Annotated in this window: 15 protein-coding genes; 5 read left to right on the top strand and 10 right to left on the bottom strand. The window is 69.2% G+C overall.

Going from position 1 to position 22,361, the window contains the following annotated elements; all coding sequences use genetic code 11:
• Positions 1–4: 4 nt before the first annotated feature.
• From HDC93_RS35765 to HDC93_RS35745, 5 genes are all read right to left on the bottom strand, one after another.
• The gene (locus HDC93_RS35765) at positions 5–715 is read right to left on the bottom strand and encodes a hypothetical protein (protein WP_185014979.1); all 711 of its coding nucleotides are present in this window, start codon (positions 713–715) and stop codon (positions 5–7) included.
• 99 nt (positions 716–814) lie between these two features.
• A complete protein-coding gene (locus HDC93_RS35760) occupies positions 815–2,284 on the bottom strand; it encodes a UvrD-helicase domain-containing protein (RefSeq protein WP_185014978.1) in 1,470 nt (489 codons plus the stop codon).
• A gap of 75 nt (positions 2,285–2,359) precedes the next feature.
• Positions 2,360–2,845 (bottom strand): hypothetical protein, encoded by a 486-nt coding sequence (locus HDC93_RS35755; protein WP_185014977.1) that lies wholly within the window; start codon positions 2,843–2,845, stop codon positions 2,360–2,362.
• The gene (locus HDC93_RS35750; RefSeq protein ID WP_185014976.1) at positions 2,845–3,732 is read right to left on the bottom strand and encodes a DUF6083 domain-containing protein; all 888 of its coding nucleotides are present in this window, start codon (positions 3,730–3,732) and stop codon (positions 2,845–2,847) included. The genes HDC93_RS35755 and HDC93_RS35750 overlap by 1 nt, the downstream gene beginning before the upstream one ends.
• Before the next feature lie 159 nt (positions 3,733–3,891).
• On the bottom strand, positions 3,892–4,155 hold the full coding sequence (locus tag HDC93_RS35745) for a helix-turn-helix transcriptional regulator (protein ID WP_185014975.1): 264 nt from the start codon (positions 4,153–4,155) through the stop codon (positions 3,892–3,894).
• Between the two features lie 617 nt (positions 4,156–4,772).
• On the opposite strand from HDC93_RS35745, the gene HDC93_RS39070 reads away from it, so the two are divergent.
• Positions 4,773–5,438, top strand: coding sequence for a hypothetical protein (locus HDC93_RS39070; protein WP_260419961.1), 666 nt, complete (start codon positions 4,773–4,775; stop codon positions 5,436–5,438).
• A gap of 119 nt (positions 5,439–5,557) precedes the next feature.
• Here the strand turns inward: HDC93_RS39070 and HDC93_RS35735 are convergent, their stop codons facing one another.
• On the bottom strand, positions 5,558–6,103 hold the full coding sequence (locus HDC93_RS35735) for an IS1096 element passenger TnpR family protein (protein ID WP_185014974.1): 546 nt from the start codon (positions 6,101–6,103) through the stop codon (positions 5,558–5,560).
• A 430-nt stretch (positions 6,104–6,533) separates the two neighbouring features.
• On the opposite strand from HDC93_RS35735, the gene HDC93_RS35730 reads away from it, so the two are divergent.
• The 3 genes from HDC93_RS35730 to HDC93_RS35720 all read left to right on the top strand — a co-directional run bounded on the left by HDC93_RS35730 (position 6,534) and on the right by HDC93_RS35720 (position 12,101).
• On the top strand, positions 6,534–8,459 hold the full coding sequence (locus HDC93_RS35730; RefSeq protein WP_185014973.1) for an ATP-dependent endonuclease: 1,926 nt from the start codon (positions 6,534–6,536) through the stop codon (positions 8,457–8,459).
• A 3-nt stretch (positions 8,460–8,462) separates the two neighbouring features.
• Positions 8,463–10,367, top strand: a complete 1,905-nt coding sequence (locus tag HDC93_RS35725) for a UvrD-helicase domain-containing protein (RefSeq protein WP_185014972.1) — start codon at positions 8,463–8,465, stop codon at positions 10,365–10,367.
• 1,122 nt (positions 10,368–11,489) lie between these two features.
• A complete protein-coding gene (locus HDC93_RS35720) occupies positions 11,490–12,101 on the top strand; it encodes a restriction endonuclease (protein WP_398987690.1) in 612 nt (203 codons plus the stop codon).
• A gap of 458 nt (positions 12,102–12,559) precedes the next feature.
• On the opposite strand, the gene HDC93_RS35715 is transcribed toward HDC93_RS35720, so the two are convergent.
• Positions 12,560–13,096 (bottom strand): hypothetical protein, encoded by a 537-nt coding sequence (locus HDC93_RS35715; RefSeq protein ID WP_185014970.1) that lies wholly within the window; start codon positions 13,094–13,096, stop codon positions 12,560–12,562.
• Positions 13,097–13,565: 469 nt separating this feature from the next.
• Between HDC93_RS35715 and HDC93_RS35710 the strand changes: the two genes are divergently transcribed.
• Positions 13,566–14,957, top strand: a complete 1,392-nt coding sequence (locus tag HDC93_RS35710; RefSeq protein ID WP_185014969.1) for a hypothetical protein — start codon at positions 13,566–13,568, stop codon at positions 14,955–14,957.
• Between the two features lie 119 nt (positions 14,958–15,076).
• On the opposite strand, the gene HDC93_RS35705 is transcribed toward HDC93_RS35710, so the two are convergent.
• Genes HDC93_RS35705 through HDC93_RS35695 form a run of 3 tightly spaced genes read right to left on the bottom strand, consistent with a single transcriptional unit; the run spans position 15,077 to position 22,133 of the window.
• The gene (locus tag HDC93_RS35705; protein ID WP_185014968.1) at positions 15,077–17,848 is read right to left on the bottom strand and encodes an RNaseH domain-containing protein; all 2,772 of its coding nucleotides are present in this window, start codon (positions 17,846–17,848) and stop codon (positions 15,077–15,079) included.
• Positions 17,848–21,141, bottom strand: a complete 3,294-nt coding sequence (locus tag HDC93_RS35700) for an ATP-binding protein (protein ID WP_185014967.1) — start codon at positions 21,139–21,141, stop codon at positions 17,848–17,850. The genes HDC93_RS35705 and HDC93_RS35700 overlap by 1 nt, the downstream gene beginning before the upstream one ends.
• Positions 21,138–22,133: a hypothetical protein gene (locus HDC93_RS35695; protein ID WP_260419964.1), complete on the bottom strand. Its 996-nt coding sequence runs from the start codon at positions 22,131–22,133 to the stop codon at positions 21,138–21,140. Before HDC93_RS35695 ends, HDC93_RS35700 begins: the two co-directional genes overlap by 4 nt.
• Positions 22,134–22,361: the final 228 nt, after the last annotated feature.

The following is a 22,361-nucleotide window of genomic DNA, read 5'->3' as shown; positions in this document are numbered from 1 at the left end:
CGCCTCAAGGCCATCGAGCGAGAGAACGACGTGGCCTGACACCTGGGGACGTTCGTCCGTACGCAACTGGGGAGAAAAGTCCGTACGCCGACAGCAACCGTTCGGCACGCTCGGGCAGCCCCAGGAAGAGCTGCTCGAAGGAGGCCACCACCCCCTCGAACCGCTCGCGGGACTCCTCCGGTGTGGCACCCGAACCGTGCAGGACACCAGAAGTGTCCCGATAGAAACGGGTCCAGGAGTTGCGCACGGCCTCCACCTCGGCCAGGCCCATCTCCTGGCGCGTCAGTTCCTGCACCAGGTGCCCGATCTGGCGGATGCGCCGCCCACCCGGATTGGCCTCCTCTGCCCGCAGCGCATCTACCGCGGCAGCGAGCTCGTCCAACAGCCCTTCCGAGACCTGGTCGTGGGCGCGCCATGCCTCGACGGTGGACTTGGCGGTATCCGTGACCGCGCCCCTCGCTGTCTCGATGCCCTCGATGTCCCTCGGCGCCAGGTTGAGGATGCTGTCGATCGCTCCCCGGCAGCAGGACTGCGAGACCTCGTACGGTGCGTGCCACCGGCCGGGATCGGACAGGACCGCCGCCGCATCCCGCAGGAGGTTCAACGCCCGCTCACCGTGGGGCCCTTGAGCAGTCAACGCCGTGGACAGTTCAGCAGAGACAGCGAAGCCGGTCTGGCCGGCGTCGCCGCCCGGGGAGTCGTTCGCGACAGTCACCCTGTCACCGTAGCGGCCCTGCGACCACGGCAACGGCCTCGCATCCGGGCGGGCGGAATGGAGCAGCCCTCGGACCCCGCCGAGTGATGTCGTCGCCGGTCACGCCACGCTGAGCGCGGTGGGGTGGGTGTTGATCCACGATAGGCCGCCGAGGTCGAGTTGGTGGCGGGCACGGGTGACGGCGACGTAGGCGAGGCGGGCGTCGGTGTCGTTGACGGGTTCCGGAACGGGGCGGCCTTGGGCGTCGTGTTGGTCGGTGTCCTTGGGCGGGGGGAAGTCGTCGGCGATTTTGACGGTGGGCCATTCGCGGCCTTTGGCGGTGTGGGCCGTGGAGACGGTCACGTCGGCCTGCTGTTCGTCGGTGAGCTGGTCGACGGCGGCGAGGATGGCGTCGGGGCCGTGGGTGTCGATGAGGTCGGCGAAGGGTTGGACGTCGCGGCCAGCGGGGTCGTGTGCGGCGTAGTCCTGTAGTTCGCCCCAGGAGTTGAAGAGGACGAGTTCGGGGTGTGAGGTGCGGCGGCCGCCTTTGAGGTCGCGGGCGGCGAGAGCCAGTGCGGCCAACTGCTGCTTTCCCCGGGTGAGGGCGACACGGTGGCCGGCCGACAGCAGTCGCATGACTTCGGCCATGGCGCCGATGTTGGTGCGGCACAGCACCGCATCGGGGCAGTCGAGATCGCCGACTTCGGTGGGGATGGTCTCCGTGCCGGTCAGGCGGATGGGGGCGTCGGCCAGAGTGAGCCACCGGTTGGCCTCTTCGGCGATCAGCGGGCCGAAGCGGAAGGAGCGGGTCAGGGTGAGAGCCGTGGCGTCGAAGCCGGTCATCACGTCCTGGGCGCCGCGCCAGCCGTAGATGGCCTGGGCGGAGTCGCCGACCATGACGAGCTGGGCGTGGTGGCGCTGGGCGTTGAAGACCTCCTCAAGGACCGGGTTGGTGTCCTGGGCTTCGTCGAGGAAGAGGAAGTCGGCTTCGATTCTCGGCTCGGTCAGGGCCCACATTTTCAGGTAGTGGTCGTGTTCGAAGCGGACCGCACCGCGGTCAGGGTTGTGCAGGTCGGCCCAGGCCTTGAGGGCGAACGGCAGGACCTCGTGGGCGAGTTGGGCGTGCTCGCCGGAGGTGGACAGGCCGCGCAGGTGCGGTACGTGGTGGCGGGTCAGGGTGCGGTCGGCGGAGTAGCAGTAGCGGGTCACGGTGCGCAGCACGGTGTGGGAGAGCGTCCGGGGGCTGATTTCGTGATCGCCGATGCGGACCGGGCGGGTGATGCCGAGTGCCCGGCCGGTCTTCCAGGCCGGCTGGCGGGGGCTGTTGAGCCGGCTCGCATAGCGGTGGCCGACGGCGGCGTAGGCCGTGGCGTGGGCGGTCTTGCACACCACCGTGCGGGGGAAGCGGGTGGTGGCATCGCGCGCGATGTCCTTGTTGAAGGCGAGGTAGCGGCCGCGGCTGAGGGTGCTGGCGGCAAGCAGGCTGAGCGTGCTGGTCTTTCCCGTCCCGGCGCCGGCCTGCAGGACGAGATGGTGGCCGGCCCGGAAGGCGTCGACGGCGTTGGCCTGTTCGTCGGTGGGCGTATGCAACAAGGGCTCCGCGGAAGATTGAAGAGGATCAGGGGGCCTGCAGCCGCCGCGTCGTGAGCGGCGTAGGAGAAGGAGTTATGGCGCTGTGCGAGTGGGTCGGTGCTGGTGGCGGTGCAGGAGGCCGGCCACACAGGCCAGGACGTCTTGGGGGGTGTGCTCGGCGAGCAGCCTCTCGAGCCGAACCTCCAGGCGCCGGGCGCGTTCCTGCTTCTCCCGGGCAAGGGCCGCGGTCACCCGCTGCCGCAGCAGGTCCTGGGGGCGTTGCCCCAGGACTGCCGCAGCCTGGCGCAGGGCCCTGTCGGCGGTGTGGTCCAGGGCGACGTTGAGCAGGACCTGGCCGTGCCGGTCGGGGTAGTGCGCTGTCAGGACGTCGATCGGCAGGCGCGTGCCCAGCCGGCGCCGCAGCGCATGCAGGGCACTGGCGGGACTGCGTGCGCTGTAGACCGTCATCAGCCGGGTGCGGTCCGCACTCGCGGCCAGGGACACGCCGCAGTGTGCATGCCGGAGTTCGCCGGGAGTGACAGGCCTGGTCAGGGCGATCTCGATGGCGTGGTGCGGCATCACGGCCGGGCCGCCTGCCTTGCACTGCCTGCAGTCCTGGGGCGTCGGACGGGGGTGGGCAGGCGGGTATGGATGTGTTCGTGGTGGTGCAGCGGGTCGAAGGGCTCCCAGCCGGCCACCGCCAGGTCGGCGGCCGTGGGCGTGGCGGCGTGCTGCGGGCAGCGCTGGGCGCGCCAGCGCAGTTGCTCGGCGTAGGGGACGCCGGTGAGGTCGTAGAGGGCCATGACCTCGGCGGGCAGGGCCAGTTGGCCGCCCGCCGCGGTGGCGGGGACCAGTCGCCAGGTGCCGGCCGGGGCGTGGGAGGCAAGCAGCGGGCTGGTGCAGCGGTGGCGGCGCCGGGTCTGGGCGACACACTGGATTTCATCCACCGGCCGGGAGGCGAGGTAGCGGACATACAACAGCTGCACGATGGGCCGGGCCGGGCGGCAGACGGGCGGCCGGGGCGCCGAGCTGTCCGTCAAGGCCGGGGGAGGAGTGAAGACCCCGGCGTCGATCATGCGGCGTGTGTGCACGGCCAGCGACCGGCGCAGCCCGGCCAGTTCAGGGAAAGCCGGTGCCGTGTCGCGGGCGGGACAGAGGACGGCGTGCGGCAGACGGCACCAGCTGCTGCCGTCCCCGGCCGGGTGGGCGATTCCGGAGCTGACGTGCCAGCGGCAGGCGGCGGGCACCCGGGTGGCCGGCAGTTCCTGCGGATGGAGACGGACCGGCCGGCGGTCGCTGCGGTGGTACCACTCGATCCGGTTGCCGCAGTCGCGGCACCGGCCGCTCTGTCCACAGCGCAGCAGCCGGCTGGCGCCGTCGGGGGTGACCTGAAGGGAACGGCGCGCGCGGTGGGCGAGGACAGGGCTGCGGTCCCAGTGGCGGGAGGCGGGAGGTGTGGAGCGCATGCGCGTGAACCTGCCAGCCAACACGCCGCATCCGCGGCAGCGGTAGGGCCGGATCGCCCGCTCAGCCGCACATGGTGCCACTGGAGTGCGAACGGACGGTCGCTCGTTCGAGGCGGTCTCGCCGGTTTGGGTGATCCGGGGCGGCCGCCCGGACGGGGGTCAGTCCCCGCTCGGCCCCGGCAGGTCATGCCCGCGGCACAGCGTCGCGAAGAGTTCGTCGAACGGGGTGCCCAGGGCGTGGGCGAGGGCGTGCCAGGTCTTCAGCGTGCCGATGGTGCGGCCCTGCTCGATCTCGATGACGGTGCGTCTGGCCAGGCCGCTGCGGGCGGCGAGCTCGTCGTAGCTCCACCCGCGCGCGGCCCGCAGACGCGCGAGTTCCAACCGCAGCGCGTCGAGGTCCGGATCGGGCGGCAAGATCGTCACCCGTCCATCCGACGGTGCAGACCCCTGCCCTGTCAGTGCAGACCTCTGCCCTAATTTCGCAGGTGGTGACGCCAGCGAAAGGGCAGACCTCTGCACTACGGTGGGCCGCCGCCCCAGCCCCGACGGGACCGGCGCGCACGCAACAGGAGGAACACGCGCCCATGAGGCTGCGCACAACATGCCCAGCGACACCACGCGCCTGGACCGTGGAACTGCGCTCGCACCCCAGCGGGCTCGTCCTCGTATGCCAGCAATGCCCCCACGGCAGTGGACCGGTCACCGCAGCCTCTGCCCGCTCAGCCGCCCTCGCCCACCTCGCACGACACGCACGCGGCGACCTCCTCCCACCCCACCTGCGCACCTGCCAATGCCACGAACGCGGCTGCCGCTGGCACCCCCGCCACCGCGGCTGCGCCGGCCCCATCCACCTCCTCCTCGCCCGCGAACGCGGCGGACGAGTCTGGCGACTCGCCGACGCCTGCAGTACCTGCGCCGCAGCAACAGCACACGCCGCCGTCGTCCCCGACACAGCCCTCGCCCGCGCACCACATCCCACAACCACCCGGCGCCGCAGACGACAGCCCAAGGGCCCAGGCGCCCGGATCCGAGTCCGCGAAATGCTCAGCTACCTCGCCGCCGCCCTCCCCGAAAGCACCCCGGCCGCAGCCCGCCTGCTCGCACTGCAGTGCGCGCTACGCATGAACACCACCATGCGCGTGCGGCTGCCCAAAGGCATGCTGCGCAGCCTCCGCCTCGACAACCCAGACCCGTGGCGCGACCTGGAACACGCACGATGGCTACGGATCGGCGCAGGAAGAGCCGCCAACGAGTTCGTCGCCGAACTGCTCGACGCAGCACTGCTCAGCCAGGCCCCTGCCGGCCCCGACCGAACGCAGGCCGCAGACTGGGCACTACGCGCCACCACGGCCTCGACAGCCGGGGCAACGGTCGGCCCGCAGCTGCAACTGGCAAGCCTCTACCTCACAGCGAACGCCGACCCGGATACCGGCACCGGCCTGGCCGAACCCGGCCAGATGGCACGCGCCTGCGGAACCCATCCCGCGCGCCTGCCCAACACCCTTGATCAACTGACCGTGACGGGTCTGCTCAGCTCCTGGTACGCCTGCCCGAACTGGGGAGACCTGCACTGGACTCTGGCGTACCCAGGGGGAGATCGGCAGCCGGTCCCCTCGAAAGATCCCGAACACCCTGCGGATCGGGCACAGAATCGAACGATCACCCGGCCCTGCGCCCTACAACGACGAGCGCCGTCAACCTGCTGAGACCGCCGATGGGTTGATGTCAGCGGCCAGTTGGATTTCCCCACTCGCGGCCACTTCGTCTCCCCACCACGGCTACTTCAATTCCCCACTGGCGGCCACTTCGTGTACGCAGCGTGAGGTCACCCCCGGCGGTGTTCGCCCCACCTTGGCAGGATCGGAGGCAGGTCGCTGAGGCCGCGGGGCGGCCGCTTCGGCATCGGGGACTCCCCATCGTCCCCGTCCCAACGGCGCGCGTACTGGTCCGGGAGGCTGCCCCAGCCCCAGTAGGGAACCGGGCGGTCGGGCACCTCGCCGAGTTCCTCGAGGGGATCAATGCGCTTCTCCGCCACCGTGCACAGGTGCGCCCAGTCATCGCCCATGTCGAAGACATAGGCGAACTGTTCGCCGGCTTGCAGCCTGCTCAGCTTGGTCACATGGCCGTCCACGGTGCCGTCTGGGGCCTCGCCGTCCCACCAGTCCAGCGGGCTGACGTGGGTGGCGTCGGACAACGTGAACAGGTGCAGGTGAGCCAAGTCCCAGCGTGCGAAGCCGAGATCGATGGCCGAGGCGAGCTGCGCGAAGGAGTGCGACCGAGCAGCGGCGAACACCCGGCCGGGACGCGGCCACAGGTCCGCACCGTGACCGGAGACCAACTCCACCCGGATCGACAGCCAGGTACGAACCACGTCATTAACCCCCTCATGCGCCAGATCCGCGAGCCAGCACCGAGGCTACTGAGTGTGACTGCGGATTGGGGAATCGAGCTGGCCGTACGTGGGGAATTTCTACTGGCCGCCGTCAGGTTGACGGCTGGCAGTGCGACCTTCGCCCTGTCGGCAAGTGCGGCAGTAGACCCGCCAGGAATGGACAGGAGGCGTCGCTCAGAAGCAGTCCGGCCACGTGGTCGCTTTGATCGAACAGGGACGTGGTTCGGGTGGGTGGGTGATTGGCGGCCGCGCACATCGCGCGCGGGTTTCTGTCTGGCTGAGGCGTGTGCGGCAAGTGACACAGTTCTGAAACTGTGGACATAGAGTGAAGGAAAGGTGCTTATGATGCGTCAAAGCCGTCTGCCTGGCCAGGGTTTGGGAGATGAAGGCGGCTTGGAGCGCCTGCGTCATGCCGGACGTGGGAACGCAGGAACCATCGGGGGGCCGCTTCGTGTATCTGGCATGCCTGTCTGCCGAAAACTTCCGGATCTTCGGTCCCGCTCCCAAGCAGGGTGGTGATACAGACACCCGCCTTCGGATGGGCTTCGGCCCCGCCACCAACGTCCTGGTCGGCGAGAACGGCAGCGGGAAGACTGCGGTCATCGATGCCATCCGCCTGTGTCTGCAGACCACGGCGGGGGATTACTACCGGATCACTGCCGACGACTTCCACATCCGCAACGGCCACCGTGCCGACAGCTTCACCCTCACCTGTGGGTTCAAAGACCTCACGCCGCAAGAGCAGGCCGTTTTCCTTGAACTGCTGACCACCGAAGAGGACGGCAGAAGTTCCCTGTACGTCACCGTGCGGGCCCAGCTGATCGACCCCCTGCACTCAAGCAGGGTCTCTCTCGTCACCCGCACCGGCCCCGACGGCCAGGGTCCCACCCTCGACGGCACTGCCCGAGAACTGCTCAAAGCCACCTACCTGCGCCCGTTGCGGGACGCTGAAGCGGAGCTGCGTTCTGGCCGTGGCTCGCGTCTGGCGCAGATCCTCGCCGGCTATCCCACCATCAAGGACCAGGGGACAAGCGACTTCGACCCGGTCGAAGACACCGCCACGACCCTGGTCGGCATCCTGCAGCGCACCGAGCACCACCTCAGCGAGAACAAGGCCATCATCGCGGCCCGCGACGACATCAACGCCAGCTACCTGCAGAAGTTCGCCATCGGCTCCGACGTCCTGCGCGGTGAGATCGGCGTCTCCGGTGACGCCACCCTGGCCCGTGCCCTGGAGCGTCTGGAACTGCGTCTGTTCGCAGGCTCCAAGGAGTGGACCCGGCACGGACTCGGCTACAGCAACGCGCTGTTCATGGCCGCCGAACTGCTCCTGCTGAATAACAGCGAACTCGCTCCGCTGCTGCTCATCGAGGAGCCCGAGGCCCATCTCCACCCGCAACTGCAGACCCGCATCATGGACCTGCTGCGCGAACGCGCCGGAGAAGCCAGCGACAAGCCGGCCCTGCCGGTACAGGTCATCTGCACCACCCACAGTCCCAACCTCGCCTCCGCCACACCGGTGGAACACCTCACGCTTGTCTCGCGTGGTGCGACCTTCAGCCTGGCCCCAGGGCAGACCCGGCTGCACTCCGATGACTACGCATTCCTTTCCCGCTTCCTCGACGTCACCAAGGCCAACCTGTTCTTCGCCCGCGGCGTCGCCATTGTGGAGGGTGACGCTGAGGCCATCTTCTTGCCGGCCCTTGCCAAGGCGGTGGACCGCTCGTTCAACGAATGCGGCGTGAGCATCGTCAACGTCGGCAGCGTGGGTCTGTTCCGCTACAGCCGCATCTTCCAGCGTGACGGCGCGCAGATACCCGTCACCGTGGCCTGCATCCGTGACCGCGACCTGGTACCCGCAGGCACCCCCCAGGACATGCGTGGAAAGCTGAAGTGCTCGGCCGAGATGAGCGCCGAGCAGATCGAGAAGCATGTGACAAGGCTGACGGCCGAGGACAGCGGCAATGTCCGCACCTTCGTCTCCGACCACTGGACCCTCGAGTACGACCTGGCCGCAGCCTCCTGGACCATGGCCACCCTCATGCACCAGGCCGTCCGCTCCGCCGTCGCCTCCAAGAACAAGTGGCCCACCGCGGAAAGGCTCGCTGAACTCGACAATGAGGCCCAGCTCGAGGTGCAGCAGTGGAAGGACAGCGGCACATCCCTGGCCGACGCCGCGGTGGACATTTACAAACCCCTGCGCCTGGACGAGGCCAGCAAGACCATTGCCGCCCAACACGCCGCCCGACTGCTGCAGTCCACCCCGGTCACGGACGAGGAACTGCCTCCTTACCTGGTGGCCGCGTTCGATTACCTGTGCACCCCGGCGGCCTGACCTATGACTCTTCCCTTCGCCCCTGACACCTTCGCCAAGGACAAGGCCGAGGCCCTGGCTGCACAGCGCGGACTTGAACTCACCCACCCGCAGCAATGGGACTTCCTGCAGAGCGCCGAGTCACTCGATCTGCAAGCTGCTCCCGGGTCGGGCAAGACCAGCCTCATCGGCCTCAAACTCACCCTTCTCGCCCAAGGATGGTCCTCAGCGACCCGCGGAATCTGCGTCCTGTCCCACACCAACACGGCCAAGGACGAGATCACCCACCGCCTCTCCGACTCCCCAGCCGGACGCCGCTTGCTGGGATTCCCTCACTTCATCGGAACCATCCAGTCCTTCACCAACACCTTCCTCGCCCTGCCCGCCCTGCGTTCCCGCGGCATTGACATCCAGACCGTCGACGACGCCGCCTACGAACATGCCGCCCTGCGTCTGCTGGACAACCACCGTGGCTACTTCAAGCTGAAGGCATACACCGAACGCCGCCGTGACGGACGGGACCTTGTCGCTGGCGCCCACTACATATGTGACGCCGGCGAAGTCACCGTCACAGGACCAACCGGGACCCTGCCCTTCAAGAGCACCAGCCCCAGCGGACAGCAACTGATCCGCCTCAAAAACGACCTCGCCGACCAAGGCCTGTTCCGCTACAGCGACATGTTCGCCATCGCCGAGCACCATCTCCTGCGCCACCCCGACATCGCCCAGGCCACCGCGCACCGCTTCCCGTTCGTCCTGCTCGACGAGATGCAGGACACCAGCGACCTGCAGCAGCACCTCCTGGACCAGGTCTTCGGCAAAGTCGGCACCGTCGTACAGCGAGCCGGTGACGTCAACCAGGGCATCTTCACCGACCGCACCCAGGCGCCGTTGCTGCCCTCGGCCTTTCCTCACTCCTCCGCGGCCCAGCTCCCTGTCAGCCGCCGCTTCGGCACCCAGATCGCCGACCTGGCCAGCCGGCTGACCGTCCAGCGCCGACAGACCATCGACGGTGCCGGCCCCCAGGGCACCATCGCTCTGCTGCTCTTCGACGATGACTGCGTACCCGGCGTCATCCCCGCCTTTGAGCGCCTGACCCGCGAGACTGTCCCCGATCACCTGCTGGCCACAGCACCACCACGCATCCTGGCCTCACGGCTGGTCCCCGGAAAGGCCGAAGCCTTCCCCCAGTCGATGACCTGCTACCTACCCACCTTCACCTCGCACACTGCTGCACAACCCGCCCTCGAGCTGATCACCACCGTCCGCGCAGCGCGCGCCCTGCTGGCCACAGGTGACCGGCGCACCGCAACGGTCCATACCTGGGACGCTGTGCGCAGAGCGTTCCGGCAGGGCTCCGGCAACGCCCTGCCCGCGATCCAGCGCATCGAACGCCGTGCCGACTCGGCAGGCCTGCAGATGCGCGTACTGCTATACGACCTGCTCAGTGCGGACACCGACGACCCGGCGCAGTGGAACGCTCTGATGGGGCGCCTGCGAGGGGTGCTGCCGCAGCTTGCCGACCTTTCGCCGCTCACCGCGCCCCGCATCGACGACCTCCTGCGCCACATTCCGCCGCTCGTTCCCCGAACCGAAGCGGTTGTGGAGGAGGCGGCTCCGATGATGTCGGTGGCCACTTCCATACAGCGGGCCAAGGGCGAGACGCACGCGGCCACCCTCATCCTGGAGTGCCTCGACAGCCGCGGCCGTAAGTACGACGTCCACGAGACACTCGCACTGGTGGCCCAGTCGAAATATGTGGCCGACGCCCCGATCACCGTGCGCAAAGCGGCTCAGTTGCTCTTCGTGGGAGCGACTCGCCCCACGCATCTGCTGGCCTTCGCTGCGCACCGGACCCGCATCGCACCCCATATCGAGGCACTACAGGCCCGGGGGTGGCTGGTGCGGAGCGTGGCCCCTGGGCGGTGAGGTTCCAATCGCCCGAGCGGGCAGCGCAGTTCCCCGTTCATGGCCGGACCTGTTGGGAATGAACGGCAACGGCGCGCCAGACCTCGCGCCCCTCCGCTTGCCCGCCGTCGAACGGGACCCGAACGGCAGTCACTTCACTGCCACGGCGTGCGCTGCGTGCGTGGCGGTGGCACCGCGGAGATGGTGCTGGCCCGCCGCTTTCCCCCGTAGCGGCGGGCCACCCTTTTGTTCAGGGCGCGAGGGCGACCTCAGTGGGACGCGCTGGGCGCGCACGGAGCAGGCCTGCTGAGCGGCCCGCTCCAGGGTCGATCCCCAGACCCCGGGCAGCTGACTCTCATTTTTCGCCACTTGGGCGCTGTACACCGTAATGGCCGGATCGCCCTCCGTTTGCTCGGTCACTGACCGGCCTGCAGCCGGGATTCTGCCCTGCCATGACGTTCGGCATGGTCCGACTGCCCTGGTGAATCAGCCTTCCGCGACCCTGCAGCGTGTACCCCAGTGCACTCGTGCATCCCGACGCGGGGCTCGGACAGTAGGGACCCGACAGCAGGGCATCCCGTTCGGCCTGTCTTGAACTGGCCGTGGAACCAGCAGAGTTGAGCCACTCAGGTTGATCGACTGTCAGTGGCGGCCGCCAGCATGGCAGAGATCGCGGGGAACTTACGAGCCCTTGGGGGAGGACCACATGCCAATTGTCCGGCCGTACGTGCGCTCCGACGGAACGCCAGTACGCGGGCACACCCGGTGGGCGCCGGGTGCGCGGCGGGAGATGACCGTCTTCGCCGTCTTCTGCCTGGCAGTACTCGGCTTCGGCAACACCTCGACCGCGGACGGAACGGACAGCCAGTCGCCCACGCCCTCGGTGACTTACCCGATCCGCTTCGACCACACCACCAACGACGCTCCACGGGTGGCTGTCCCGCACCCGACAGTGTCGTACCCGATCAGGTTCGACACGCCCACGCCACGAACGGCCGCGCCCGCACCGAGCGTGTCGTACCCGATCGACCTCTCTGCCCTGGGAGGTGGGCGATGACCCGGCGCCCGCCCGCCAGGCGACGGACCACCCGGCGCCCCAGCCGCCGGCGCAGCCGGCAGGACGCACCGATCACCGTCCTGGCCGTGGTCGCTGTGGCAGCGGTCGGCCTGGTGGTGATGGTGGTCAACTGGCTGCTCGCGCACTGGTGGCTGCTGCTCGTTGGGGCCGTCTTCGCTGTCCTGGCCGGCATCGGGTGGTGGCAGCAGCGGACCCAGCGTATGCAGTGGGAGCAGACGCGGGCGCGTGCCCTGCGCTATGGGCTGGCCCAGCTGGATGCGCTCTCCCACCGGCAGTTCGAATACGCCGTCCGCGACCTGATGAACCGGGATGGCTGCGCCGACGCTGTCCAGGTCGGCGGGCAGGGCGATCTGGGGGCCGACGTGAAGGCGACCGACCCGCAGGGCCGGCGCTGGGTGATCCAGTGCAAGCACCGCCGGCACGGTGAGCGGGGCGCTGCGGTGGGCACCCCGGATCTGCAGGTCCTCAATGGGACGGGCCGCCCGGTCCACAAGGCGGATGTCGTGGTGATGGTGACCAACGGCAGGATCTCCCGGCCCGGTCGCGTCTTTGCCCGGCAGCAGCGGTTGCACCTCGTCGACCGCCAACTGCTCGGTTCCTGGGCCGCGGGATCGCGGCCGCTGTGGGAACTGCTGCCCGCGCTTCCTCCGCCCCGCAAACCCTCCCAGCTCTCCTGAGTCCCCCCGCTCCTGCAAAGATCGCAAGAAGATGTGCTGCCGGCTTCCGCCCGAAGCACTTCGGGAAGCCGACTGTTTGTTTCTCGGACTCACCGGACGGGTTCAGGTGAGGCGTGCCGGGTTGTGGAAGTCGCGGCGTGCGCAGGTGTGATGCTCTTCCGGTGGGCCAGCGGGCGGTGGAACCCGATTCCATCTACAGGATGTCGTGACGCTCTCGGCGACTGGGCGGAGGTGCTTATGACAGCCAGGCGCAGCCGCCTCTGTGCGGGTGGTGGAGGGATTCCGCGGGCACGTGAACGCAGCGTGGTGGTGCATCCACGTAGGCACGTATGCGGGCAGCGCCCTGGCAGTCCGTTGTGTGCGTTGATCCGAGGGAAGCCGGCGTGTGCCGGTTGAAGAGGCGTTACCGGTCGCAGTGGAGCGCGGCCTGCGTACCGCAGTCGGTGCCGGGGCAGCCGTCAGTCGGGGATCCACCGGACGCGGTAGCGGGCCTGAAGCTCTTGGGCCGACATGCCGCGTCGTTGTGCCCGCTCCCGTTCGTCGGCGGCCCGCTGCGCGTCGTCAGGTTCGTTGCGGGACAGCGCAACGTCGACGGCGAGTTCGGGTGACTCCCAGTCAGTGTGGGCGTCCTGGAGCGGACCGAACGGGGCCGGGCCGATGCCGGAGACGCCGACGAGGTCGGGCGGTCCGCTCGTGGCCATGAAGGTGCCGGACCGGCCATCGGAGAGGGTCAGCAGGCCGGGGGCGGCATCCCACAGATCGTCATCGGTGTCTGTGTGAAGGCTTCCCACCCAGGTGGTGTGACGGTCGTAGGTGAAGCCTGGCACCGTCTCGGGATCGAGCTTGAGTACCAGGGCGGCGACGACCGGAACATCGCGCCCGTCGGCGAGCGTGACCATTCCTGTGCCCACGTAGCGGGTCTTGCCATCTTCCCACGGCATCGCGACTTTCCTGCCTTGCTCCCGCAGCGAGTGTGGACCGCGATCGTTGCGCATCGGTTGGCATGGCGGCAACCCGATCGCAGCGCGTGCCGTGGTGAAGCCGATGACTCGGACATCCGCACACCCGTGCGCCGGCGCTGCGGCCGGCCCGGGCGGAACTGCCACAGCGTCACATGTTTAGGCGCCTGGCACTGTGACCGCAGAAGTTCGCTGGGTCGGTCGTTGTGGCGCTGAGAAGCGCGGTGCCCTTAACGGCTCAGGCCCTGACGGCGTGCTCTTCGTGATCGGCTGGCACTGTTCAACCTTGCCGAATCGACGGGTGAGCCAGCGCCAGCCGGGGTACGGTGTTGTGCAGTCAGGCCCGGGCCGTCGTTCGCAGCGATGGCACCAGCCGACCCCATCAACTTCCTTTCCACCGCCCGGGGATGCGCTCGTACCGCGTCAACCAGCGGGTATCCCATTTCCGTGCCCGGCACGCCCGCCGTTCGGGCCGTGCACGGACATGCCATGTGGAGACTTCGCTATGACCGCATTGCCCCGTACAGCCCAGGCCGTCGACTTCCTGTGCGAGCACACCCCCAGCAAGAGCCGCGTGATGGCCCTGCTCGACCACGACCACGGCCCCCGTTCCCTGGCTGCGGTCCTGACCTGCAAGGACCCCGACCACGCGCACGAGGCCGTCGACATCCTGCGCCGTGTCCTGGCCAGGCGCGAGGCCACGTGCGCCGACGACGAACTGCGGGCATTGACCGCCGTCATGCCCGACGCGCCGGCCGGCTCGCTGCGCCAGGCCGTCACCCACGCCGCGACCGGCACCTGGCCGACCGGCCCTGGAGTGCTCTACGAAGTCGTCGAACCCGAAGACCCCGAATCCGCCGGTGCGCAGGATGCCGCGCCCGTGCCGTTCGAGCCGTCCAGCCACCCGCGGCTCAAAGACCTGCCGGGGAAGGTCGTGCGGATCGCCCGCCTGTATGAGTTCCATGTCACCGACGAGGACGCCCTGATCCGGGCCGCCACCGATCGCGGATGGGAGCCTTTGCAGGCAACCGACCTGGGAGACGACGACCCGCGTGACCTCGTCGGCGCCGTCATGACGCTCACCGACGATCTGAATGTCCCCGGCGCACAGACCCTGGAGGACCAGAGCGTCGCCGAAGTCCTCAGCCCCGAGGACGGGGACGAACTCGCCGACTGGAACCCGTCCCCGGTGGCGATCCGGTTCCACCACGGATGGCGGCTGCGCTACGAGCGCAGCCGCCCCGCTGCCAAGACGCCGACACCGAACTTCGCGGCGCTGTTCCCAATCCGCGAGTGCGACTGCGCCGGCAAGTCGGAAGACTGCGAGACCTGCGGATGGCAGCTGACCCCTCGCACTGCTGACCTGCTGAGCACGGCCCTGTCTGTCCTCGCAGACCAGGCCTTCGACGACGCCGCGCGGCTGGGCGATCAGTACCTGCCGGACGCTCACTCCACCGGCTGGGCCGTCTTCGACCGTCTCCCCCCGCTGACCCGGTCCGCTGATCACCGCTGGCGTCGGCGGATGGCCAGGGCCTTCGACGACCTCGCTGACGACCTGAACAAGGGCCGCTGGCCCGAACCCACCTGCACCGCCGAGGAAATGGCCCTCCACCTGGCCATCGAGGACGCCCCCACCTACCTGGAGGACCGGCTCGCGGACGATGAACACCACACCCTGCCCCGACACGAGGACGACTACAGCTGGGATGCCTGCTCCGACCTCCTCTTCCAAGACCACGACGTATTGATGCTCTTCGACGCCTCCCTTGCCGGGATCGAGGCGCCCGGCAACCCGGCGCACCAGCGCCTGGGAGCGGGGGACCTGCGTGTGGACTCCTGGTTTGAGCCCTTCGACAACGGTGTGGCCCGCAATCCGCAACGAGGCTTTCGCCGATAGCAGACCCGCAGTTTTCTCCGGCCTCCAGCCCGTTTCCAGCCCCGCGCAGCCGGCCGCACCGGCCCTGTCGCGGTGGCATGCCGCCACCGGTGGCCGCGCGCATGCATCGCTTCCGTGGGTCATCCGCTGGCGTCGTCGCTGTCCCAGTCGATGGTGCGCCGGTATTCGGGGTGGTTTTTGTCCATCTGGATGGCGGCGTGGATGGGCAGGGGGTGGCGGGTGCGGTGTTCCCAGGCCAGGGCGTGGTTGCACAGCCTCGCGGCGGTCAGGGCGTAGGGGAGGGCTTTCGCGTTGTCGGGGTGGTGGATGACAGCGATCTCGGTCGCGGTGAGGTTGAACCAGGTCTCGGCCTGCTGCTCCTTGTCGTCGCACGCCCAGCGCCCCTGCGTGCGGCCTGACTTGGCCGAGGGGGTCTTGCCGTCCATCTGGTGCGGGCGGCGGCTCATGAGGAACGTGGTGGCGGTGCCGTCGAGTTGGAACAGTGCGTTGCTGGTCTTGTCGCCGTCGCTGACGTTGCCGTCCTCGTCGATCTCGTGGAAGAGCGCGGGCAGCGGGATGCTCGGGTCGGCGCTGGAGGTGGTGCGGATGACCGCTTGCGGCCGGTGCTCGGGAGCGAGGGTGGCGCCGGGCAGTGCCGGCCTGCCGTTGGCCAGACCGTCGTTGTCGGGGAGCAGGTCGGCGTTCTTGTTCGCCAGCAGCGGCCAGACGGGCCGGGTGGAGTCTCCTGAGACGTAGAGGACGTAGCCGCACTCGAGGTGCCGGCTCAGCTCGTACAGGGCGTGGTCGATGCGGCGGGGCAGGATGACGTCGCCGCGGCTGCCCTCGGGGATGGGGTGGCTGCGCGACAGCGCCTGGGCGCGGGCGTAGTTGAACCAGCCGCCGCTGCCGCCTCGATGGGCGGGCAGGTAGGCCAGCGCCTTCCAGTGCCCGCCGACCGGCACGAACGCGGTGAGGATCCACATGAGCTTGGGTTCCTCGGTGCGGTTAACGTGCCTGTCGCCGAGCTGGGCGCGCATGTGCAGGCCGAGGTGGGCGACGCGGTCCTTGAGGCCGCCTCCGGTGGAGATCGCGCGGGTCAGGCGGGGGTGGACCAGGCCGGCGGAGCGCAGCATGTCGCCGATGGCGTGGTGGCCGGGGAAGTCCGCGGCCAGCTCCATGCCGAGGGCCTCCAGCGGGGATGCGGCCTCGCGCTCCTTCTTCTTCGAGCGCCGCTTTCTGGTTTCGGGGGTGAGGAACTGGGCGAGTACGCCGTGACGGGCCAGATGCCGGGAGACCTCCGGCTTGGCATCCAGTGCGTAGGGGTCGACGGCGCCTTCCTCCTCGCGGCGCGCGGCGCGTCGCCGGCGGCCCCACTCCTTGGCGTCGTACTCGGTCTCGACCAGGGCCACGACCCCGGTGTCCTCGGCTGCGAGACCGGGCAGGGCGTCGGTGAGCTCACCGCGACGGTCATGGTGCTCGCTGTGGCACAGCAGCTGAGGGGCCCGGTGCAGCAGCACCTCGGTGTGGCAGCCGAGTTGAACGATCTCGTCGTCAGGCATGCCGTCTGCGAGGTCGGGCCGACCGAAGTGGTAGGCCAGCAGACGCTGCATGCGGGTGCGCATCTCCTGGTGCTGGTACAGGGCCAGGACGCGCAGCTTCGAGCAGCCCGCGGCGGCCATGATGTCCTTGAGATCGGTGTCGTCGAGCAGCGTGGCGTCACGGCCGTACTCGGTCTTGCGGGGAGCCACCGAGAGGACCTTGGCGACCTGGGTGCCGCTGACGAGGTCCTGGCCGGTGACGGCGGACAAGTGCTCGGCGAGGGCGGTGACGGTGTGCAGGCCGACGCCCTTACCGAGAGGGAACGATTTCGAGAAGGGGATGAGCGCACGGAAGTCGCCGGGTTCGCCGGACAGATCCATGGCGCTGACGGGCAGGAACTCGGTGTCCTTGGGGCCGCGGGGGAATACCGGCTCGTCCATCAGCCGCACCCACGCGTCGAGAGCCAGACGGCTGGTGTGCTCGAGGTGGGTGTACTTGCCTTTGCCGCCCAGGTTCAGGCAGAGCAGCGGGCGGCTGGGGGAACGAGGCGCCCACCACGCGGTGCGAGCGCTGTTGATCTGATTGCTCAGCCGGGAAACCCGAGGCGTCATGACCACCAGCGGTACAGGAAGCGAGTGCAGCGACTTCATCGCTACCTCCACCCGCAGCGCGGCGTAGTGCCGCCGGATCTTCCACTCCTCCGGCTCCTGGGCCTCCTCGGCATCCCTCTCGAGGCTGTCGTTCTTCTTGTCCTTGGCGGGGCGGGCGTCGAGCCAGTTGTTCGACCACAGGTGCTCGGCGTCCCAGACCATGACGTTGTTCTCGGTGTCCGGGCGCAGCGCGATGATGCGGCCGTCGACCGCCAGGCCGGTCCCGGCCACCACCGAGGCAAGGTTCCAGCCGGCCGCGTCCCACACCCAGCCGTCCGCGTCCACGGCGTGCGGGCCGAGGCGTACGTGGTCCCACACCGCCACCTCTTCGGGCTCCACCGAGGCGAACAGATCGGCGAGGTCACTGTTGTACGCCAGAGAGATCTCGTCTGCCGGCGTCTGCAGCAGGGCTTGCTCCCACAAGGCCACCGCGGCCCGCAGATGCGCCGGTGACAGCCTCTGGGACAGGGCGAGGAACTGGGGCGGCTTGCTCTTGCTGGTCGGGTTGAGTGTTGCGCTGGTGGCACCGCTGGCTCGCAGCACCATCAGCAGTCCGGCATAGGGCAGGTTGGCCTCCGACCCGGTCTTGCCGCGGTAGACGGCACGCAGCCTCTTCCACTCATGCTCGATCTTGTCCGGGAAGCGGTACAGCCACACGGTGCCCATCAGCGCGCTGGTCAACGGCGCGGCCAGCATGGACATGCGGGTGTCATTCGACGGCATTACTGGGGTCCTTGAGCATCCGGGGTCGGGGCGGGGATGAGAGTGACGGGGTTGGGCAGCAGGTCCTCGCTGTGGGCGAGGTCGAGCCAGGCGGTGAGGGTGGAGCCGTAGACGCGGCGCAGGATCTCCTGCTCGTCCGCATCCAGCTGGCCGTAGTAGGAGCGCAGCAGCCGGGGGAAGTCGCAGCCCAACTGCTGGTTGAAGAAGGCGTGGTCGACCAGGTAGAGCTCGACGGGGGTGCCACCGCGGCGTGCGCGCCCGGCCAGCTGGATGAGTTCGACGAGGATGCCCGCCAGGATCTCGGTCTTGAGGAACTTCGGCATGCGGGAGAACCGCGGGTCGGTGCGCAGCAGCAACTCCCGCTGGCGGACGGCGGCGGTGCGCTGGGAGGCGAGCATGCCGGCGGGATCGGCGCTGACGGTGCCGGAGGCGATGCCGCAGGCGTTGATGCTCGCGTACATGACGGCCGGCTCGTGCAGGTGCGTGAGGGGGCGCACACCCACCCACACGGAGGCGAGCGCCGAGCGGTCGGTGCGGGGGATGAGGATGTTCAAGCCGCGGGAGACCACCGACAGCGGCGCGCAGACCACCTTCACCCGTGGGTGGGTGGCGGGCAGGTCCTCGAGTTCGTCGATGGTCACCCGCACCACGCCCTCGGGCAGATTCACGGCCTTCCCGGAGGGGGTCTGGTTGCTGCTGACGAGGACCGCGACCCATTCGGGGCGGCCGCACGCGGCCGCGATCCCGGCGGCCATCACCGCCGCGTGGAAGTAGGAGTTCCCGGCCAGCAGTGCCAGCTCCCGCAGCGGGTCGTTGCGGGCGATCTTCTCCAGGTGTGACGACATCTGGGTGTGCCACAGCCGTTCGGCCAGCTTGCGCAGCTCGGAGGGTTTGCGTTTTTCCTCCACGCCGCCGATCGAGATGGGCTGCCAGCCCAAATCGGTGGACGACACGCTCCCGGCGTGGGCGGTGACCGCGCCGGGAGCGGCGTCGGTCATCACATAGGCGGGCAGGGTGTGCACGTGCTGCAGGGCGGCCTTGGGGAAGAACGCGGTGGCGGACAGGCCCAGGACGCTGCGCCGTACTCCGGCGGTGGCCAGCGCGACGGTGTCGCCGAGGCGGACGGTGGAGGTGTGCGGGTCGCCGCCCAGGGACTGCAGCGAGAGGCGGCCGGTGCCGCTGGCGTTCTTGTCGAGCTTGAATCCGTACAGGTTCTGTCCGAGCGGCCCGTAGGGGATCGGCTCGTCGCGGGGGAGCAGCCCCATGGTGGAGACCAGGTCGGTGGCCGCGTTCAGCTGCCCGAGCAGCGGCAGGATCGACCACTTCAGTGTGTGGAGCTCGTTGTGGAGCGCACCGAGCCAGGCCCGCACGAGGAGATCGTTGACCACAGCGGCGCGTTTGGAGGCGGGCACGTTGAACGGCGCGTCGGCCAGGATGCGGGCGATGGAGTCCTTGAAGACCGCAAGCTTTCTGCTGCGGCGGGTGCCTTTGACCTTGCCGGCCAGGGCCTGGCGGATCTGATCGGCGAGCGGCTGCCAGCCCGCCAGCAGCTCGGCACCGGACCGCTCGCCCGGGAAGAGGGCCAGGTAGGCCTGGTGCACCGCTTCGGTGATCTCAGCGTCCGCAGAGGCGCCGGTCAGGACACGGCACAGCTCGGCATCCTTCTTGCCCACCATGTACCAGCCGGAGCCCGGGCGATTGTGGCGCTCTTGCTCGGAGTCCAGGTAGAGGTGCCCGGTAAGGACGTTGTCCAAAAAGGTTTCGCTGAGCCGGCGCGCCTCCATCAACGGGCCGGTCACCAGCAGGTTCTCCAGCGCCGACAGGCCGCCTCGGTGCCGGTCGACCTCTTCCAGCCGCCCTGCGTGGCCCCGGCCGCGGCTGATGAGGGTGAACTCCTGCGCGCCCTGCGTGCACCAGGTCGACTGGAAGGCGTCGACCTCGTCGATGATGACGACGCGGCAGCGCCGCAGCACGAACTCCAGCACGCTCATGTCATGGACGATCCGCTCGCCGTCCACCTCGACGGGCACCTTGCAGCGTCCACGGATCAGGTTGTGGTGGTTGGTGACGATGATGTCGGCATCGGCGGCCTGCCGGATGTGCTCGAAGCGCCGACAGACGCCCATGCGCGGGCACAGGTGCTTGCCGGCGTGCTCCGGCTCGACGGGACCATCGACCCACTCCAACTGGGCGCAGGGAAGCCTGGTGCGGTCCAGCCGTGGGCCGTCCACCTGCCAGCCGGTCATCTCGCAGCCGCCGGCGAACTGCTCGAAGCGGTCCTCGCGGCCCTGGGAGAATGCGAGCGCTGCCTGGCCGTCGTGGCGTGAGGACGCCACCCACGACACCACCCGCAGCGGCTTGCCGGCCCGCTCGGCAGCGTCCCGTACAGCGGCGGCCGTCTCCTCGACCAGCCCATGGTCTGCGGCCAACTGCTCGGCGGTCCCCAGGCCTTCACGGATGCGGCCCACCACGATGAGGACCGGGCCCTGACCGCTGGCGGCCAGCAGGTGCGCCGCATCCCGCATCAGCACGCTCTTGCCCACTCCGGTGGGCGCATTCAGCAGCGTCATCGGCCCCGCGGGCAGCCGCAACTCTGCCGCCGTGCGTCCGTACGCGTCGGTGAGCCGGTCGAAGAACCCCTGAAGCAGACCGGGTTTCCACCCGAACTTCTCCGGCAGGGCAGTTGCCTGGCCCACCACGCGGTCCATTACCGCTTCCCGCGGCAGCCTCACCTCCTCAAGGAACGGCTCGGTGCGCAACCGGACCGGGGCCACGAAGGCGTCCTTCTCGCTGGCAGGAATCTCCACCGTGTACAGACGGTCCCGCCCGAAGGTCCACAGGCCCTCGCCGGCCGTCGGCAGTGCCCTCTGGAGCATGGCCCGGCACTCCTCGGCCTCCTGGACGAGATGCTCGGCCAGGACGAGGGGCTCTTGCGCGTGGCAGGCCACCAACCAGTGGGTCTCGTCTGCGTTCGATTCCCCCGGAATCCGGAACAGCGCAGTGGGAGCCACCGCGTATTCCAGGGCCGCCTCGCGGAAGGTGTCCGGCTGGGCCAGGTCCCCCTCCTGCTTGAGCGCCTGCCACAGCCGGCCCACCAGCTCGTACTCGGCGCGCGGCAGCGACAGCCACCGTCCCCATGCATCGGTGCGCCGGGCGGCGAACATCTGCGCGAAGTCCAGCGGCACACCGCGACGGCCATCGACGGTCCCGAATGCGAAGTACTGCTCGGACAGGGCGAGATACACCGCAATGGCGCAACGCTGCAACGCCTCACGGACATCGCCGCTCTTCACGACTCACCCCGGCACCAGCGAAGAACCTTGGCGACGAAGTCCTTGTCGGTCGTCACTTCAAGGTCCGGCCGCCCGGCAAGGCGCGCCTGCAGCAGCGGAAGGTCGGACCGCTGCCGGTGGGGGACCACGATCGTCAGCGGCACCGCTGCGCCCAGCACGGGACGCTCCAGCAGGGCGTCGGCCAGGGCCCCGAAGGACCGCCAGGCCTTCGCATCCACCCGCCACTGCCTGGCCACCAGCGGCTCGGCGGCCGTGATGCGCAGGTCGTAGCGGTCACCGCCGGGGTACATGAGGACGTCGAGACCGGCGATCCCCGTCAGCGCATCCCGGATCGCGAATTCCATGCGCCCCGGCAGGGTCATATACCGCCACACCGTCCGGGAGACGGCCAAGTAGTCGCCGGCGGTGGGGAAGCCCTCCACGCGACGGGCTGAGCCACCGCCGCCCTCCAGGACCGGAGGGCCACTGCCGCCCCGCACCTGGCGGTAGGTGTACTGCACCCCCTCCAGCAGATGGGCGTCGCACGCCACGGCGAAGACCCCCTGCCCGGCGGGCTGCGCGCGCATCGGCCAGGCACAGGCAGGACACGGGAAGCACCAGCCCGCCGCGTTGCACCACGGCCAGGACGAGACCGGCTCGAAGAACCCGAACCGCCCCCACAGCCCGTCCCACTTCTCCCAGAGCACGCCCTGCTCCGCCACCGGATCACTCGCCAGCAGCTCGCGCACCTTCGCGTAATCGTCCGGCGGAAGGCGCCGGATCTCCGCGTACAGCTGCTGCTCCTCCTGCTCGGCACGCAAGCGCGCCCAGGGCCAGTACTCCATCAACGCCTGCTGAGGCACGAGGTGTTCGCGGCCCAGGTCCTCCACTGCGTCACACAGCAGACCATCCTGGTCCAGCAGCTTCACCTCGCCGAGCGGGTCACCGTCCTCGCAGCAGGCGGGCAGGAGAGGCGCGAGCCCGTGGCGCAAGCCGCGCCGCAGCGCGCGCATATCCACGGCGGCGGCTGCGCCGGCGCCGTGTGCCGAGCGCAGAACTCCCAGACAGTCGATGAGGCGAGCTGCTCGCTGGCCCGGATCGCCTGTGCGGTCCGCTTCCGCGACGGCGGCAGCGCAGCACGCGGTCAGCGCCAGGTCACGGCGCCATCGGAGGGTGTTCCGTTCTACGAGACCCATAACGGTTAAATAAGCGAAAAAAAGAATAAACCTCGCATACAGTGC

The organism is Streptomyces sp. AK010 (genome assembly GCF_014207295.1).
GTDB lineage: Bacteria > Actinomycetota > Actinomycetes > Streptomycetales > Streptomycetaceae > Streptomyces > Streptomyces massasporeus.
This window is presented reverse-complemented; position numbering and strand designations above follow the sequence as displayed.

Coding starts and splice junctions, on each gene's coding strand:
- HDC93_RS35755 (WP_185014977.1), bottom strand. CDS start 2,845: ATGCCGCACCACGCCATCGAGATCGCCCTGACCAGGCCTGTCACTCCC.
- HDC93_RS35750 (WP_185014976.1), bottom strand. CDS start 3,732: ATGCGCTCCACACCTCCCGCCTCCCGCCACTGGGACCGCAGCCCTGTC.
- HDC93_RS39070 (WP_260419961.1), top strand. CDS start 4,773: ATGCTCAGCTACCTCGCCGCCGCCCTCCCCGAAAGCACCCCGGCCGCA.
- HDC93_RS35730 (WP_185014973.1), top strand. CDS start 6,534: ATGCCGGACGTGGGAACGCAGGAACCATCGGGGGGCCGCTTCGTGTAT.
- HDC93_RS35725 (WP_185014972.1), top strand. CDS start 8,463: ATGACTCTTCCCTTCGCCCCTGACACCTTCGCCAAGGACAAGGCCGAG.
- HDC93_RS35715 (WP_185014970.1), bottom strand. CDS start 13,096: ATGCGCAACGATCGCGGTCCACACTCGCTGCGGGAGCAAGGCAGGAAA.
- HDC93_RS35710 (WP_185014969.1), top strand. CDS start 13,566: ATGACCGCATTGCCCCGTACAGCCCAGGCCGTCGACTTCCTGTGCGAG.
- HDC93_RS35705 (WP_185014968.1), bottom strand. CDS start 17,848: ATGCCGTCGAATGACACCCGCATGTCCATGCTGGCCGCGCCGTTGACC.
- HDC93_RS35695 (WP_260419964.1), bottom strand. CDS start 22,133: ATGCGCGCGCTGCGGCGCGGCTTGCGCCACGGGCTCGCGCCTCTCCTG.